The organism is Nocardia fodinahabitans, assembly GCF_052983615.1.
Genome location: NZ_JBRJJC010000001.1, coordinates 3,345,623 through 3,361,885, shown reverse-complemented (window position 1 = coordinate 3,361,885; position 16,263 = coordinate 3,345,623). Strand labels below are relative to the sequence as shown.

Genomic DNA, 16,263 nt, shown 5'->3' with positions numbered 1-16,263 from the left:
TGCCTGGATGTGCTCGACCATCTCGATTCGCAGTCGGTCGACTGCATGATCACCAGCCCGCTGAATGCGCTGCAGGTGCCTCGACTTACGGCGGATGACTGCCTCAAGGTGGAGCGGTCAACCGTGGTCCGTTGGGAAGGCGGCAGGAGCGAGCCCAAGCCGGGATGCGGCCCAAACTTGCTGATGCACTACAAGTGACAGCCGATCAACTCGCTGACTACTCACCGAAGGCTCCACCGCGGTCACCCCCACCCATAGTGATGACCTACCCCAATGTCGACACGTACTTGGGCAACTCGAATAGCGTGCACGAGAACAGTGCGTTTCATCTGCGGAGGGTGCTTATGGGAGGCATTTTATAGACACCGCCACGTACACAGCCAGAACTCACGGCTGCGGTAACATGTATCCCGATCTCAGCTACGGCGAAAAAGTCGACAACCGTTTAGAGCTATGCGACTTCCACTAATTCGGCCAGATCCGCGCAGTCGAGCAAGTGTGCCGAGAGCTTGCACGCTTCTGCCGCCCAAAGCTCCGTTGCGACCGATTGCACCAGGATATCCAGCGAGACCCGGCGCCCGTCTTCTTCGTCGAACGCGCGCACCCGCACCCCGAGCGCGACACTGGGTTCGTGTGTGCCAGCGACGACCATTGCTCGGAACGGGCCTCGATGCTCGCGCTCGTCGTCAGGATCGTCCGGATCGGGGTCGGTATGTTCCAGACACCATGAGGGGCACTCGCCGTCGGCGGAGGTCAGTCGGACATCCGCGGCGTCGATGAGCATCTGCACTACCTGCCGGGCTTGATTGGCGGTCAATTCCATCCCGACTCCATGCGGGTCGACCATTTCGATCACACACTTGCGCGTTTCCCCGTGGTCGCGGGCAGTGACCTGGACCGAGATGCGACGAACTACGCCGATGACCACGACTTCGGCAATGTCCAGCACCAATTCTGGCCCGCAATGGACGAAGCCAGCGCTGGGATTGTTCAATTCCCGCGCCCGGTGCGACTGGCACCAGGGCGGGCACGAAAGATTCACGGCCACAACTACTGCTCCCCGTACTTCATAGCCGACACCCGTCCCGCGCCCGACAGACTCAACTCTAGTGTCCGAACACGGTGACCGACTAGGCGGCTGAGTCATCGACGCGGCGAGAGCCTCTGTACTGAGACAGAGTCGCTCAAAAATCGGCATCAGGGACACCTCGCACGCACAGTGATCAGAGTCCCGCATGAAGAGGCCGATCCGCAACAGAACGCGGCACCTCACAGTGCTCGTGTGGACGTCTCTTGCGCGCCAGGCTGGTCGGCCCAATGCTCGACTTCGGTGCGGAGTCCGGCGTCGACGATGCGGCCGGTGGCGAGGGTGCCGTCCGGCTTCAATACACACGGTTCCGCAATTCCGAATTCGGCGAGGACGTCACACGCCACCGCGTACGCGCTGATGATCACCGCCGCGATATCGGTGACGAGTTCGTCGGCGTCGAACGCGATCTCGATCGGGCCGGGATTGCGCCGCACGGGCAAGGTGGTCTCGTCGTAGGCGTGGACGAATCCGGTCCCGTCTGCCTGTCTGACCGACGCGAGGACCACGGCAGGGCTCGGTGTCTTCTCGTCATGAGCGTTGAATTGCGTGGCGAGGGTCAGTTGTGCGCGCAGAGTGCAGTCGCCGGTGCTGCCGGTGTTGACCGCATGATGGCTCAGTAGTGAGACGAGGGTGAGGATTTGCAGTTCGAGGTAGTCCTGCATGATCTTGTCGGCGTTTCGGGCCACCGCGTCCGCGGTGAATGCGGGTTCGCGGCGCGGGGTTGCCAGGGCTGCGAACCCTGCTCCGTTGAAGTGCAGTTGCGCGTGCGGCTGCGAGACCGTGGCGGTCATACCGACGTCGGGGTTGATGATCGCCCGGCGAACTCCGGGCACCACCCGGTGGTGGGTCCGGAAGGTCTCGACGGGGGACGAGGTGTAGGCCATCCAGGTGTTGACGAAGCCCTCCACGGCGGCGACAGCCTTGGATCCGATCCCGAGGTCCCCGTCGATGGCCGGGTGCAGCGACAGCGCGATTCGTGGGAAGTCCGAGGGCAGCCGCTCGAGTCCGGCGGCGTGCACTCGATCCAGCGCTTCCGCGCGTTGGGCCTGCGAGACGAACCGGTCGCGGTAGCGTGCGGCGATCTCGGCTTCATGGAGGTAGCGGGTGGTCGTGCCGATGCGGACGGCGTAGCGGAAGGTATGGCCGTCGTCTCCGACCCTCATCGCGTGCGGCGCGTCGGCGCTGCGATTGACGATGATCACGTAGTAGCCGGCGCCGTCTTCTTTCTCGACCTCACGCACTTCGACTCCCGGCAGATACGGGAAGATCCGGTCACGGCACACCTGTTCGTATCGCAGCGTGATCGCCTCGCTGATCTCGACCGGTGTGGACTCACACGCCCGGGAACCGCCCTTCACTCCGATCACCAATATGCCGCCGGTGCCGTTTGCCAGGCCGGTGACGTCTTTGGCGAACTCCCTTTTCCCCGCGTCGTTCCCCGAGTAGTGGGCTTGTTTCCAGTCGAGATCGGACGCCTCGGGCACCTGCGTCTGAATAGCGCGGTCGATCACGGCGGCGGTGATGTCGTCGACACGCGCGCCCAGGACCTTGCTGAGTCGGGGAAAGCTCTGCATCCCACAGATTCTCCACTCACCCAAGCACACGATCACGATGTCCACGTCCGGTCGGCGTGGTTGTCCTGCCTTCGCACCCACCGGATATGGGTTCGACACCGACGGCGTATGGACGACAGTCCCCAATTCGCGGTCGCTCTCACGAATCCGGCTGCCGTCCCGCCGCCTTCACCGACTACCCGGGCATGTTCCTGCCTCGACCGAATACTCCCAGGACGGCCACGAGAACCGTGACGGCCGTAGGCCAGTCGACCAGCAATCCCGTGACGACCGCCAGCCACACCGCGGTGATGACCGTGACGACCGCGTGCGGAATTTCAGGGTCCGCGGGCTCGACCGGATCGGGCCCTTGGTGGATTCCTGCGCAGCTGGTGTCAGGTGTGTCCGAAGTCCCGGTGTGAGTGGGTGCACCGGAGTATTCGGTGTACTTCGAGCAGGCCGAGATCCCAGCAGAACAGTTGTTGATCGACGCCGCCGCGCCACTGCATCAGCTGGCGGTGGCAACGATCGGGTCCGTCGCCGACGGGCTGCTCAAGGGACCGCTGAGGGTGCTCACCGAACACATCCGTATCCGCGCGGGTCGCGGTCGCAACAGGTTCAGCAGGTCGCCGATGACCGACCAGATTGATCGTCCTCACCGTGCCCATCGTCTAGCTCGATTCTCGCCAGCTCGTCAGTATCATCCTCGTCGCTCCACCACCACTCGGGCCTGGCCGGCGGTGACGCGCTCGGCGATCTCTCGCCCCATTCCGGTTCGGAGTCCGGCACCTCGTCGTCGGCCCAGGGTCCATCCGCTTGCTGCACATTTCCCGCTGCATGCCGCCCGTGCAGTTCGGTCGTCTTCCACCAGTAGCCCAGCCGGAAGCACAGCGCCCCGGTGAAGATGACCGATCCCGCCCAGGGGACGGCGACGAGGAGGGACGACATCGCTCAGGAGTCACCCTCGATCAGCAGCAAGTACGCCGCCTCAAGATGAACCACGCACTCGTCCGGATGGTGCTCGCGGTGGATGTACCGCAGCCGCCGGGCGCGCTCCACTGTCAACTCCAGTAGGTGCACTTGGCACATCACCTCTGCCAACATTCCATCGGCCTGCACGAACGTGCTGTCCCCGCGGGGATTCGGCGTCGTCATGCCGGTTCGCCCTCACGCGGCCCGGTCTTCGGATCAGCGGGATCGGAGCCGCTCGCATCACCATGATCGACGGATGCGCCGGGCTGCACCGTCTTCGGCGGAAACACTCCCGCCTGCTCCGGCAGCCGCACCCGACCCGCCCGCACGTCAGCCACCAGCTGGTCGAAAGCCTCTATACACCATGCCAGCTCGGCCGCATCCCGCTCGTGATGTCCCGGCTGGTGCTGCCTGAGCGCACACAGCACGTACTTCCAGACCAACCACGCCACCCAGTCGCCGTACGACGAGGGACTCGTCGGCACCTTGGGTGCAAAAGCAATCCCGCTGGTATGCCCGCCCGCTTCGCGGTCGATCAGCCAGATCAGCAGGTTGAGCTGCTCATTGACCGAGGCGGAGGCGCTGCGGCCATGTTCATGCACATACCGCCACTCGCCAACCAATCCGCGTGCGCAGCGCAGCAGCACCGTGCTCGGCTCTTCCGCACCCGCGCATAGCCGCAGAAACGGCCCCGCATCCGGCAGTGGCTGATCGGGTCGTGCTTCGACGGGCGGTACCGTGAAGGCCAGTGGCAGGTTCGGGGTGATGCCGAAGACGACGTACTTCGATGGCGAAGGCTCAGACGGCACCGGTAGGAATCCCTTCGTATTTCATTCAGTCATGGGCAGTTGAGGTAAGTGCCGCGGTTGGTTCCGCTCACACATCCGGCGGCAAACGGCTCAATCCCAGAGCTCGGCGCGAGGGAGGGGCGGCAGACCGGGGCGCACGTCGTCATCGACCGCGACCACCAGCTCCGGAAACCCCTGGGCCAATTCGTCAGCCACGTTCTGCACCTGCTCGGCGCTGGCCTGGAAGTCCAGGCTCAAAGCGCCGGATTCGATGTGGATGTGTCGGATTCGTCGTGCTGGTTGCTGTGGTTGCACGGCGCATCACAACCCTGGCGGCAGGCGCTGGCCCGCCTCGATCTCAGCCACCAGGCCGTCGTAGCTCTCGCACAGTTCCATCAAGCGGTCGGCTTCCGGCAGATCATCGAGAGCACCCGCGTTGGTGTTGACCACTTCCCATAGCGCGGCCATCCGGGCCGCGATCTCCCCGATCGACTCCGTATGTACCGGCACTGGGCGGGCGTTCGCATCCGGGGGCCCGCGCCGTGCGTCCCATCCTGGCGGCGGCACAGCAGCCGCTTTCCCACAGCGTCGTCGATGATCGTGGTCAGCAGCTCGATTTCCTCCCGTGCCGAAACCAGCGCCGTCGCAACCGACTGCACTCGTTCGTTGGCCACGGCACCACTCGCCAGTACCTCGAACGCCAACCGGTACCGCTCCTGGCAGATCACCAGATCGCTCGCCGGATCCAAGATGTCCGTGGCTGTGATCGGGGTCAGCCCGGCGAACGCCGCCAGCAGCATTTCGCTGGAGGGCAGCGGTTCGACCGGCGCCCATTCGGGGATCGCGTCGGCCAGATTGTGGTCGCTGTCGGGAGGGCGGTCATCCGGTGCGGGGCTGGGCAGTGCGCTCACCGGGCTCACCGCGGCTTCGTCTGCGAAGGTACTACCCGGCCGGCCTCGATCAGAGCCTGGAGTGCGGCGCTCTTACGCGGGCAGCGCTTCGCTCGGCAGGCAACGTGGTAGCGCATCACCGTGTGCGCCTGTGAAACCGTGAACGGCAGGCTCGGCGCCTGATGGGCGGCTTCGTCGCACATGGCGATGAGTTGGTACATGGCAAGGGAACTGGTGGGCATCGCGCAGTACTTCTTTCCGATCCGGAGCGGCAAAGGTTCGGGCGGTACCCGGCACCGGGGGGCGTTTCGCCACCGGCCTGCCACTCTGACGGCCGGTGCGCCGGACGAGGGATTACGGCGTCGGCCCGGTGCCGGGTACCGCTTTGACTCTGGCCCACAGGCGGTTTCGGCCGTAACCGCGCGGCGTTGGGGTACTGTGGGCGTACCGTAGGTATTTGCCCAGGTCAGGACCAAAAACCGCAGGGGAAGGCAATGGTACGAGGGCGGCAGTGGACAGGGTTCGAAGCGGCTGCGCTACAGGAAGCGATGCGTCATTCGATCCGTGAGTTCGCCGCGCTCCTAGGTGTCGAAACCACCACGATCACGAACTGGCGGACCGGTCTGAGCACGGTCACGCCACGCTCTGGCACCCAGGCCATCCTTGATACGACCTACCAAGAGCGAGCGACCCGAGAGGACCGCGCCCGCTTCGAGCAGATCGTGGCAGAGGGGGAAACGGCCTGGCGAATACGCCACCAGAATGGTCAACAAGGGCAGCTCGCGGCCGAAGCGGCTCCGATTGCCGCCGTCGGGCCAGCGAAGCCAGGTGTCCCGTCATCAGACGCGACGGTCGGAAGTTTCTCCGGGGACGGCGATCTCGGTAGCACTGCCCGTGCCTCGCTCGACTTTGCGCAGTGGGTCGGTGACACGTCGGTCGATCAGCTGTCAATCGACAGTCTGTACTTCGATCTCGCCCGGATCGCGACGACGTACGTCCATAAACCCCTGTGGCCCCTGCTGGCCGAATTGGCAGAGCAACGCCACCGAGCGTGGCACCTCCTGACCGATAGGCCCCAGCATAAACAAGCACGGGATCTGCTGGTGCTGGGTGGGGTAGCGATCACGATGCTGGCCCATGTAACTGACGATCTGGGTGATCCATTCGCAGCCATGCAGCACACGCTTGCCGCCCAGCGACTGGCTCAGCAGGCAGATCACCCACCGCTCAAAGCCTGGATTGCCGGCACGCAGGCGCTCATCACCGAGTGGAGTGGACGTCCCGGCAAGGCGATGGAGTTTGTTCGTCGAGCGTCATATGACGTTTCAGCAGGGCATCAGCGCGTACGCCTGGCCGCGCTTGAAGCACGGGCAGCCGCACGAGCAGGTCGAGCCGATGATGCTCGGGATGCACTCCGGCGAACGCGGCTTGCCATTGACAAATCTGCGGCCAGTGATGACCTGCAAGAGATCGGTGGCATCCTCAGTTTCCCGACGCCAAAGGCGATGTACTACGCCGGAAGCACACTGACCCTGCTCGGCGACCATGAGGAGGCCGAACAAGCAGCGCTCGATGCAATCACCACTTACGAGTCCGGGCCGGTGGAAGAACGAAGCTATGGTGACGAGGCGCTCGCACGCTCTGACGTCGCCGTTGCCAGGATTACCCGACACGACATGGAGGGCGCGGTCGACGTACTGACCCCGGTTTTGGATTTACCGGCACCACAGCGTATTCAGTCGATCCGTGACGGCCTGACGCAAGTTGAACGATACCTCCTGTCGAGCCGACATGCTACCGCCCCAGTAGCGCGCGGCCTCCGCGAGGAGATCGCCGCGTTCATCCCTAACCACCCCCAGGCGCTACCGTAGTCACGGTGGACCCGTCCGTTCTCACCGATGCATGTCAGCAAACTGGGCTGCGACACGACGACGCGAGGCTGCTGCGTGCACATTCCGCCTCTGTCTACCTGCTGCCATCGGAGCGCGCCATTGCGCGGATCAGCAGGAAAGAACACCGTGGACTGCGGGCCGCAGCGTCGGTGATGGTCGCGCAGTGGCTGGTGTCGCAGGGGTTCCCGGCCACCGAGCCGCTGCTCGACCACCCAGTCGAATTCGGCGATACCACGGTGACCTTTTGGGTCTACTACCCCCAGCCCGACCGGGGCGACCCACCAGCCCGGGAGCTTGGGGCACTCCTCCGCATGCTGCACACCCTGCCCCGGCCACCACTTGAGCTTCCGGCATACCAACCTCTCGCCGGCCTTCAGCATGCACTCCACAACCCCGGCACTCTGTCCGCTTCTGATCTGGCGTGGCTGACCGACCGCGCTGCGGCTGTAATCGAGCAGTACCACCAACTGGAATCGCATTTGGGCGTCGGCTTTGTCCACGGTGACGCCTACACCGGAAACACGCTATGGGGACCGCACGGTGTGCTTCTTGGCGACTGGGATGAAGCGTCGATCGCACCCCGCGAACTGGATCTCATCAATGTCTACCAGGACGTTCGTTACGGTACTCCGGAATCCGAACTCGATGAGTTCACCTACGCCTACGGCTGGGATGTCCGCGATTGGGACGGCTTCACGGTGCTGCGCGACATGCGCGACCTGCACACCCTGACAGGTTTCATTCGCCGCTCGTCCCACGATCCGGCGATAGCCGCTGAACTACAGCTGCGCATCGAGGTCCTACGAAATCCGGACGACACCAGGCTCTGGCACGCGGCGACATAGACTCCGTTGTGGTCTGCGAGACCGCCTCGGCGAGTAGCCGTTTTGGCCATGCCCACGTTCTTCGATGACCTGCGAATTCATACCGCGAACCGCAAATACGCTCGTCTTTGTCCGTGGCCGACCACCGCCCAAGCACGCGCCGCAACCCGCAGGCCGCCGACGTGATCGGCCTGTTCGAGGGCGTACGACGCGTGCGGGTCGGCATCACGTGGACGTTCGATGGAGCTGGACACGTATCCCGAGAGACCACCGGTCTCGCCACTGATGGCAGCTATTGCAGGTTAAACTGAGTGCCATTGGTGGTCAGTTGACCGGTCACCCATAATCCGACGCCGTAGCGGTATACAGAGCGGTATAGGGAGATTCCGGCGCCAGCGCTCGCTCTTTCTCCCACCACTGCGGGCCGAGCAGCCAATGCTCGGTCTCCCGCAGCCCGTCTGCCTTCCGCTTGGCATGGTCGATCGCGGCCCGGTCCTCGCCGTGCACTTCGATCTCGACGTCGGGGATAGCGGTCCAGGTCACTATCTCCTCGGCGACATGGTGCACACACCCCGGGGGCATCTCCACAAAGCGCCCGCTCTCGCCATCCCGCACCTGCAACCGCAGATCTCGTACACCGGCCAAGCACGCCTGCGACTCCCCGGTGACATCGCAGAACCATTCGTTGCGTGACATGCGCACCCGCTTGGCTAACTGACACGACTCCACCATCGTCAACTCGGTCACCTCCAGAAGCTGTACCGCACGCTCACAGGCGTCAGAGGTCATCTGCGCCAGGGTGTCCCGCGTCGCCGCCCACGCCCGCGTGAGATGTCCGACGACCTGGCGGGCGTGGTGCAGCGACATCTCATCGACGATGCCCGTACTTGCGAACGCCTCTACGTAGACGGCCGAATGGTGGGCGAGATCGACCGCAGTGCGATACATCGCTCGGCTCAGGCATTGGCCGAGGTGGTCAGCGCGGTGCGCGACCGGCTCGGCCGGTATGTACTGCAGCGCCATCACGCGGTGCGCCACGTTGTCGGCCATTTGCCGTACAACCGCGCACTCGGAGTTGATTCCGGCTCCGTCCTGGGCCGGGGTGTCCGCTTCTCGGCTCAGTTCCCGCAATGCGCGGGTGTACCGGATGCCCTGTGTGTTCGCGCGCTGCCGTGCGGCCTGCTTGCGCCGCTTGTCCCTCGTCACTTCGAGATCCTGTTCCGGGCAGAACCCCACGCATCCCGCCCTCGATCACGTTGGACGAGAAAACATCAGATACCAACTGCACGCAGTCACAGACCCTTGTCCGCTATGCCGATCGGCGTGGGCGATTCGGCACGGATTCCGGCCGGCGCATCGGCCGTGACCACCATAGCGCGGTGCCCGGCGGTTTCGTCTGCGCAGCCTGGTACGGGTCGCGACATGCCGCCGGTAGCAGGCGCCGACGTTTGTCACTGGCAAAGGATCTGGGTCACGTTGCGCTCGCGTTCGCGCTTCACATTGGCCCGCGCCCCGTCGAGCGACCTCTGCAACCTACGGATCTCGGTGTTGGCCTTGGTCAGCTTCTCTTGGGGCAATGATGAGGTTGCGTAGCTGGGCGTTCTCCTCGGCCAAATGGTTGACTTCTGGGCGACGGCGTCCCGCCCACCCTGACGAGGAACTGCTTGTCAGGGGCCTCTCACCGCTTCTTGAACCACAGCGACAGGACATCTGCCTGGGACTTGGCTGTGCTGCCGCAGAAGACGGAGAGCTTACTCATGCCCGCCGACGCTACCGCGAAAACACATTGAGCCACCAGTCAGTTTCACGCCGGCACCGTGAGCACGAACCGCGCCCTCGGGCGATGTTCACCCCTCCATGGTGACACCGCGGGAGACCCCGGTTCCGCGGTTGGCCCTTGGGTTCAGCCGCGATCGACGGTGAGATCCGGCTCCTCCCCGGTGTCGATCGCTGGGTCGCGGTCGCCTCGGTGGTTGTGCAGGACATCGGTGAGTTGCTGGCGATGCTCGCGTGCGGCACGGTCGGCCATCGCGTGCGCGGCGGTGAGTGCTCGTGAGTATTCGCTGTCGCGGCGCTCGATCTGCGCGCGATGCTCGCCGCGCTCGCGTTCCAGGTCGGCTCGTAGTCGTTTGTTCTCCTCGATCAAGTCCCTGTGCTGCTCGCGCGCGGCGTCGCGCTCTCCTTCCGCGCGGGCCTGTGCCGAACGTGCGTCATCAACGTGACGACGCATCTCGGTCAGGGTCGATTCCGCTTCGGCGTAGAACGCGTCGCGGTCGGCTTCGGCCGCGGTGACCCGCTGGGCCGCTTCTTCCTCGACTTGCCCGCAGCGGTCGGTCGCGGACTGCGCGACGGTATGGGCCTCCTCGGCCGCCGCCAGCGCCAAGGCTTCCAGTTCCGTGGCGTGGTCGAGGCGTCTGGCCATGTCGGCGACGGCGTTCTCCGCGTCCGCCTGCGCTTGTTCGGCAGCGGTGATCCGACGGCTGGCGTCGCGCTGGATCTCGGCGATTTCTCGTTCCACCACCGCCGGATCGCCGAGATCGGCGATCACGTCGGCGGCGTCGGCGGCGACTGCCGACAGTTCGGCGCGCAGTTGCTCGTAGCGATCCAACAGCCCGCCGAGAGTCACCATGGCGTCGGTGACCGGCCGCAGCGACGGCTGCCGGGTGTCCTCGATGTTGTCGCGGCGGAGTTCTCGCTGCCTGAGCCGCAGCGCTTTCTGTGCGGTGTGATCGGGATTGTCGCAGTAGCCGCGCGGGGCGCCGCGCTGGCCGCGGGGGCGGGCGGGGACCTCGGCGTGGCAGCCGGGGAACTGGCAGCGTCCGGATCCGGTGGCATGATGGGTGGCAACAGCTTGGAGCATCAGAGATTCCGTCCCTCCATTGCATTGCATTCCAATTCATTCCGTTCCCGGTGATATGGAATGCAATGCAATGGATTTCGCTCGGATCGATCGGGGGGGTTGCGGCCGGCTGCCGGTCAGGCAGCCAGCGCGAGCATGTTCGCGCGGACCCGAGGAAGCCGGTGCGCGATGACCTGGGCAGCGGATTCGCTGGCACGGCGGTCGTTGTGACCGTAGATGCGGTCGGTCACCGCGACCGATTCGTGCCCCGCGTCACGAGAGACCACGAAGATGGGCACACCGTCCTGCAACTTCCACGAGATGCCGGTGTGGCGCAACGTGTACGGCGTCAGGTGCTTGATCCGCAGAGTCTTCACCGCAGTGCCGTACTGCGCGATCAGCGCCTCGGGGTCGGCACCACGCCATTGCGCCTTCTTCGTGAACGGGCTCAGCTGGGCCCGCGCGCGGATGTCCTCACCACGCTCGAACGCCGCAGCCGCAGAGGCGAGCGCGTCGAGGCGCCGCAGCGCCGGTTGCCATGCCTTCTCGTAGAAGTAGGACGCCCTGATCGGCGTGTCGTGGCGGGTGTGGAACAACAACTCGTCCGCTGGACGAGAAAGATCCAGCCGCTCCAGGGTCTGCACCGGGATGTTGACGGTGCGGGTACCGCGCGCGGTCTTGGGCGCGCCCAGAACCAGACGCGACCCGGCGTCCTTCCACGCCTTGGTGATCCGCACCGCGCCGGTCACGGGGTGCACGTCGCGGACCAGCAGCGCCCCGACCTCCGAGGGCCGTGCCATCGACACCAGACCGAACTCGGCCTGCGGACGCCACCGAGCAATAATCAGCTCCTCGAACAACTCCCATTCATCGTTGTCGAAGATGTCGTGCTCGGTGCCGCGATCGGCGGGCAGTCGCACCCCCGAGCACGGGTTGAACGGCAACAGCGGCACCGGACGCTGCTCGACGGCCGCGCGCATGCCACTGGACAGGAAGCCGTGCTTGTTCTTGATCGTCTTGGGCGCGTTGCCCTTGTCCTGGCTGAGGAACACGATCCAGGCGGCGTCGGTGTCCTGGGTGACCGCGTCCAGGCGCGCGGTTTCCCCGAAGAACGGGGTTATGTCGTTGCGGACGTAGCCGAGGTAGTGGCGATGTGTGGGCGCGTCGATGCTGCCGACCTTCAGTAGCCGGTCGGCGTGGTCGATCAGCCAGTCCGACAGCAGCGTGCCATCGCCGGATCCGCCGCGTTTGGCGTCGAGGATCAGCCGTGCTTGGTCCAGGCCGTGGCGGGCGACGTAGTCGCACCACCACACCGCTTCCTCGTAGTCGTCGTAGAAGCTCTCGGCTGTACCGCGGCGTACGCCGTCGGTGTCGTAGTAGTGGTAGTGCACCTGCCAGTTGACGGTGCCGTCCTTGCGTCGGCGCGGACTGGGGGTCAGGCTAGGCATCAGAGATCTCCAAGGTGTCGACGGGCGACACGAGAGTCCTGAAAGCGGGGGGTGGCAACCGATGGCAACCACGCACTGGTTGCGAATGTACCGGAAAAGCGTCTGACCTGCAAGAATGCGGGTGGGCCTAGGAGGACTTGAACCTCCGACCTCTTCGTTATCAGCGAAGCGCTCTAACCGCCTGAGCTATAGGCCCGTACTCGTTTTCGACCCCCTGCCGGAGCAGTGAACCGCAACGAGGAACGAGGTTACCCTACCCGGCCGGGGATAACCAAAACGGCCGGTCAAGCCCCTTTTCGCGGGGCTGACCGGCCGTCGTGACAGAGCCTGTTCCTAGTCCGGATCGGCCAGGGTCACCTGGATGCCGCCGACCAGATCGCAGCACTGGTTGTAGATGAACACACCGACCGTCGCCAGCGCGGTGAACAGCACCACGTTGATCAAGCCGATGACGCCCGCGTAGCCGAAGACCGTGCCCGCGTCGATCAGGCTCGACGAGCTGCCCTCCTGGTTCAGCATCTCGCCCAGCGAGTTGTCCAGGTTGTCCCACACGCCCATGCCGGCCAGCACGATGTAGAGCAGGCCGACGGCCAGCATCCACACGAAGAACAGCGCGACGCTGATCACCAGGGTGATCTTCAGCGTCGACCACGGATCGATCCGGCGGATCTGCACCGTCGCGCGTAGCGGCTCACCCGACGCGGCGGCCGCGATGGCCACCGGCACGGCGGGCGAGACCGCGCCGACGGACGCGGCCGCGGCCCGGGCGCTGGGCCCCGGCTGCGGCGGGATGTGCGCCATCGGCAGACCGGGCGGCGCCACCGGCGCGGCCTGGCCGTCCGGCGTCGGGTGCCGCACGTCGGACAGGTCCGGCATGTCTTTGACCAGCTCGGGACGGGCGATACTGCGGGTCGGGCCGTCGATACCGACGGACTTCACCATCGCCGCTTCCTTGCGGGCCGCCTTGGCCGCCAGGTCGGCGGTGGTGCGGGCGTTGGACGCGCCGCTACCCTTCAGCCCGCCGGACGAGGCGCCCGGTGCGCCCGAGGACGGACGCCCCTGGCTCGGCGCCTCACCGGGCCGGTACAGGTTCGACTGCGGCTCGCGCTGCGGCAGCTGCGCCCACCCGTCCTGGTAGGGCGACTTGCCCTTCCCGTTACCGGCGGGCGGGGTGGGTTCGTTCCCCATCCGCACGGTCGACTGGTCGAACGATTCGCCCCCGGCGGCACCGGATTCCGGCGCTGCCGCACCTTCGGCCGGACCGCCCTGGCGTGGGATCGGCCGCGGCTGGATCGGAGACGAGGCAATCCGCTCGGTGACGCCGTTGGTCTGGTTCCGATCGTCGTTCGACTGATTCGGTGTGGTCAATGGAATCCTCAGATCCGTTCGTTGCCGCCGCTGTTTGGGTTATTGCTCCGAAGCCGCGTCGCCGGTGAGCTGATCGGGATCGGGCTCGTCGGCGTTGCGCGCGATCGCTAGCAAGGTATCGCCATCCGCGAGGTTCATCAATCGCACGCCCTTGGTCTGGCGTCCAGCTTTCCGGACTTGCTTGGCTGCGGTGCGGATGACGCCACCACTGGAGGTGATCGCGTACAACTCGTCCTCGTCGTCGACGATGAGCGCACCGACCAGGCTGCCACGTTTCGGGTCGTACTGAATTGTCAATACGCCTTTTCCGCCGCGACCCTGCGCGGTGTACTCCTCGATCGCCGTACGTTTGGCATACCCACCCGCGGTCGCCACCAAAAGGTAGGTGTCCTCGCGAACCACATTGAGCGAGAGCAATTCGTCGTCGGCGTTGAAACGCATGCCCTGCACACCGGAGGTGGCGCGGCCCATCGGGCGCAGCGCCTCGTCGGTCGCGGCGAACCGGATCGACTGACCGTGCGCCGAGACCAGCAGCAGATCGTCGTCGGCCGAGCACAGCACGGCACCGACCAGCTCGTCGTCGTCACGCAGGTTCACCGCGACGATGCCGCCGGAACGGTTGGAGTCGAAGTCGGTGAGCTTGGACTTCTTCACCAGACCCGCGCGCGTCGCGAGCACCAGGTACGGCGCGTCCTCGTAGGTCTTGAGCTGGATGATCTGGGCGATCTTCTCGTCCGGCTGGAAGGCCAGCAGGTTCGCCACGTGCTGACCACGCGCGGTCCGGTTGGCCTCGGGCAGCTCGTAGGCCTTGGCCCGGTAGACCCGGCCCTTGTTGGTGAAGAACAGCAGCCAGTCGTGGGTGGACGACACGAAGAAGTGCTTGACGATGTCGTCCTGCTTGAGGCCGGCGCCCTGCACGCCCTTGCCGCCGCGCTTCTGCGAGCGGTACAGGTCGGTCTTGGTGCGCTTGGCGTAGCCGGTCTCGGTGATCGTGACGACCACGTCCTCGCGGGCGATCAGATCCTCGTCGGCGACGTCACCGTCGTTGGCGATGATCCTGGTCCGGCGATCGTCGCCGTACTTCTCGACGATCTCGGCCAGCTCGTCGCGCACGATCGCGCGCTGGCGCTCCGGCTTCTCCAGGATGTCCTTGTAGTCGGCGATCTCGAGCTCGATCTTGGCCAGATCGTCGACGATGCGCTGACGCTCCAGCGCCGAGAGGCGGCGCAGCTGCATGTCCAGGATGGCCGTCGACTGGATCTCGTCGATGTCGAGCAGCTGCATCAGGCCGGTGCGCGCGGTGTCGGTGTTGGCCGAGCGGCGGATCAGCGCGATGACCTCGTCGAGCAGGTCGAGCGCCTTGACCAGGCCGCGCAGGATGTGGGCCCGCTCCTCGGCCTTGCGCAGCAGGTAGCGGGTGCGCCGGACGATGACTTCCAACTGGTGATCGACGTAGTGCCGGATCATCTGATCCAGGCGCAGGGTGCGCGGCACGCCGTCGACGATCGAGAGCATGTTGGCGCCGAAGCTGGTCTGCAGCTGGGTGTGCTTGTACAGGTTGTTCAGCACGACCTTGGCGACCGCGTCGCGCTTGACCGTCACCACGATGCGCATGCCGACCCGGTCGGAGGACTCGTCGTGGATATCGGAGATACCCGCGATCTTGCCGTCCTTGACCTGCTCGGCGATCGAGTTGATGAAGTTGTCGGTGTTGACCTGGTACGGCAGCTCGGTGATGACGATCTGCGTCTGCCCGCGGCTGCCTTCCTCGATCTCCACCACACCGCGCATGCGGATCGATCCGCGGCCGGTGGTGTAGGCGTCGTGGATGCCCTGGCCGCCGACGATCAGGCCGTGGGTCGGGAAGTCCGGGCCCTTCACCCGTTCCATGCACGCGGCGAGGGTGGTCTCCTCGTCGGCGTCGTAGTTCTCCAGCGCCCAGTAGATGGCCTCGGCCAGCTCGTTGAGGTTGTGCGGCGGGATGTTCGTCGCCATGCCGACCGCGATGCCGTTGCTGCCGTTCATCAGCAGGGCGGGCACGCGCGCGGGCAGCACGGTCGGCTCCTGCGAGCGACCGTCGTAGTTGGGGACGAAATCGACGGTCTCGCTGTCGATATCGCGCAGCATCTCCATCGCGAGCGGCGTCAGACGGCACTCGGTGTATCGCATGGCGGCCGCGCCGTCGTTGCCGCGAGAACCGAAGTTGCCCTGGCCGTCGACCAGCGGGTAGCGCAGCGACCACGGCTGAGCCATGCGCACGAGGGTGTCGTAGATCGACGAGTCGCCGTGCGGGTGGTAGTTACCCATGGTCTCGGCGACCGGGCGCGCGGACTTCACGTAGCCGCGGTCGGGGCGGTAGCCGTTGTCGTACATCGCGTACAGCACGCGCCGGTGCACCGGCTTGAGGCCGTCGCGCACATCGGGCAGCGCGCGGCCCACGATGACGCTCATCGCGTAATCGATGTAGCTGCTCTGCATTTCGGTCTGGATGTCGACCGGTTCGATCCGGTCGCCCGCACCACCGGAGGGCGGCAGCGTGGTCTCAGTCATCAAATCTCCTTCGAGGGCCTGACATGCTTCACGGGCGCGCGCTTACGGC

At 65.4% G+C, this 16,263-nt stretch carries 14 protein-coding genes and 1 tRNA gene; 2 read left to right on the top strand and 13 right to left on the bottom strand.

Going from position 1 to position 16,263, the window contains the following annotated elements; genetic code table 11:
* Nucleotides 1–451: 451 nt before the first annotated feature.
* The 7 genes from NV348_RS15715 to NV348_RS15685 all read right to left on the bottom strand — a co-directional run bounded on the left by NV348_RS15715 (nt 452) and on the right by NV348_RS15685 (nt 5,535).
* Nucleotides 452–1,048 carry a DUF6907 domain-containing protein gene (locus NV348_RS15715; RefSeq protein WP_280185021.1) on the bottom strand — a complete coding sequence of 199 codons (597 nt, stop codon included), beginning with the start codon at nt 1,046–1,048 and terminating at the stop codon, nt 452–454.
* Nucleotides 1,049–1,269: 221 nt separating this feature from the next.
* Complete coding sequence (locus tag NV348_RS15710) at nt 1,270–2,664, bottom strand: AlbA family DNA-binding domain-containing protein (RefSeq protein ID WP_280185020.1); 1,395 nt, start codon at nt 2,662–2,664, stop codon at nt 1,270–1,272.
* 597 nt (nt 2,665–3,261) lie between these two features.
* Nucleotides 3,262–3,591 (bottom strand): hypothetical protein, encoded by a 330-nt coding sequence (locus NV348_RS15705; protein WP_280185019.1) that lies wholly within the window; start codon nt 3,589–3,591, stop codon nt 3,262–3,264.
* Between the two features lie 3 nt (nt 3,592–3,594).
* Nucleotides 3,595–3,798: a hypothetical protein gene (locus NV348_RS15700; protein ID WP_280185018.1), complete on the bottom strand. Its 204-nt coding sequence runs from the start codon at nt 3,796–3,798 to the stop codon at nt 3,595–3,597.
* Complete coding sequence (locus NV348_RS15695) at nt 3,795–4,424, bottom strand: hypothetical protein (protein ID WP_280185017.1); 630 nt, start codon at nt 4,422–4,424, stop codon at nt 3,795–3,797. Before NV348_RS15695 ends, NV348_RS15700 begins: the two co-directional genes overlap by 4 nt.
* Nucleotides 4,425–4,724: 300 nt before the next feature.
* A complete protein-coding gene (locus NV348_RS15690; RefSeq protein WP_280185013.1) occupies nt 4,725–4,913 on the bottom strand; it encodes a hypothetical protein in 189 nt (62 codons plus the stop codon).
* A 406-nt stretch (nt 4,914–5,319) separates the two neighbouring features.
* Nucleotides 5,320–5,535, bottom strand: a complete 216-nt coding sequence (locus tag NV348_RS15685) for a hypothetical protein (RefSeq protein WP_280185012.1) — start codon at nt 5,533–5,535, stop codon at nt 5,320–5,322.
* Nucleotides 5,536–5,787: 252 nt separating this feature from the next.
* Between NV348_RS15685 and NV348_RS15680 the strand changes: the two genes are divergently transcribed.
* Nucleotides 5,788–7,164, top strand: coding sequence for an NsdA family TPR-like regulatory protein (locus NV348_RS15680; RefSeq protein ID WP_483238679.1), 1,377 nt, complete (start codon nt 5,788–5,790; stop codon nt 7,162–7,164).
* A 5-nt stretch (nt 7,165–7,169) separates the two neighbouring features.
* Nucleotides 7,170–8,030: an aminoglycoside phosphotransferase family protein gene (locus NV348_RS15675; protein WP_280185010.1), complete on the top strand. Its 861-nt coding sequence runs from the start codon at nt 7,170–7,172 to the stop codon at nt 8,028–8,030.
* A gap of 315 nt (nt 8,031–8,345) precedes the next feature.
* On the opposite strand, the gene NV348_RS15670 is transcribed toward NV348_RS15675, so the two are convergent.
* The 6 genes from NV348_RS15670 to gyrA all read right to left on the bottom strand — a co-directional run bounded on the left by NV348_RS15670 (nt 8,346) and on the right by gyrA (nt 16,214).
* A complete protein-coding gene (locus NV348_RS15670; protein ID WP_280185008.1) occupies nt 8,346–9,215 on the bottom strand; it encodes a hypothetical protein in 870 nt (289 codons plus the stop codon).
* A gap of 697 nt (nt 9,216–9,912) precedes the next feature.
* Entirely contained in the window at nt 9,913–10,869 is a 957-nt protein-coding gene (locus NV348_RS15665) for a hypothetical protein (RefSeq protein WP_280185007.1), read from the bottom strand.
* Between the two features lie 116 nt (nt 10,870–10,985).
* The gene (locus NV348_RS15660) at nt 10,986–12,296 is read right to left on the bottom strand and encodes a tyrosine-type recombinase/integrase (protein WP_280248430.1); all 1,311 of its coding nucleotides are present in this window, start codon (nt 12,294–12,296) and stop codon (nt 10,986–10,988) included.
* A 122-nt stretch (nt 12,297–12,418) separates the two neighbouring features.
* Nucleotides 12,419–12,492: transfer RNA gene (locus NV348_RS15655), tRNA-Ile, on the bottom strand.
* A 137-nt stretch (nt 12,493–12,629) separates the two neighbouring features.
* Entirely contained in the window at nt 12,630–13,664 is a 1,035-nt protein-coding gene (locus tag NV348_RS15650; protein WP_447147610.1) for a DUF3566 domain-containing protein, read from the bottom strand.
* 39 nt (nt 13,665–13,703) lie between these two features.
* Nucleotides 13,704–16,214 carry a DNA gyrase subunit A gene (gyrA, locus tag NV348_RS15645; RefSeq protein WP_447147609.1) on the bottom strand — a complete coding sequence of 837 codons (2,511 nt, stop codon included), beginning with the start codon at nt 16,212–16,214 and terminating at the stop codon, nt 13,704–13,706.
* Nucleotides 16,215–16,263 lie beyond the last annotated feature (49 nt).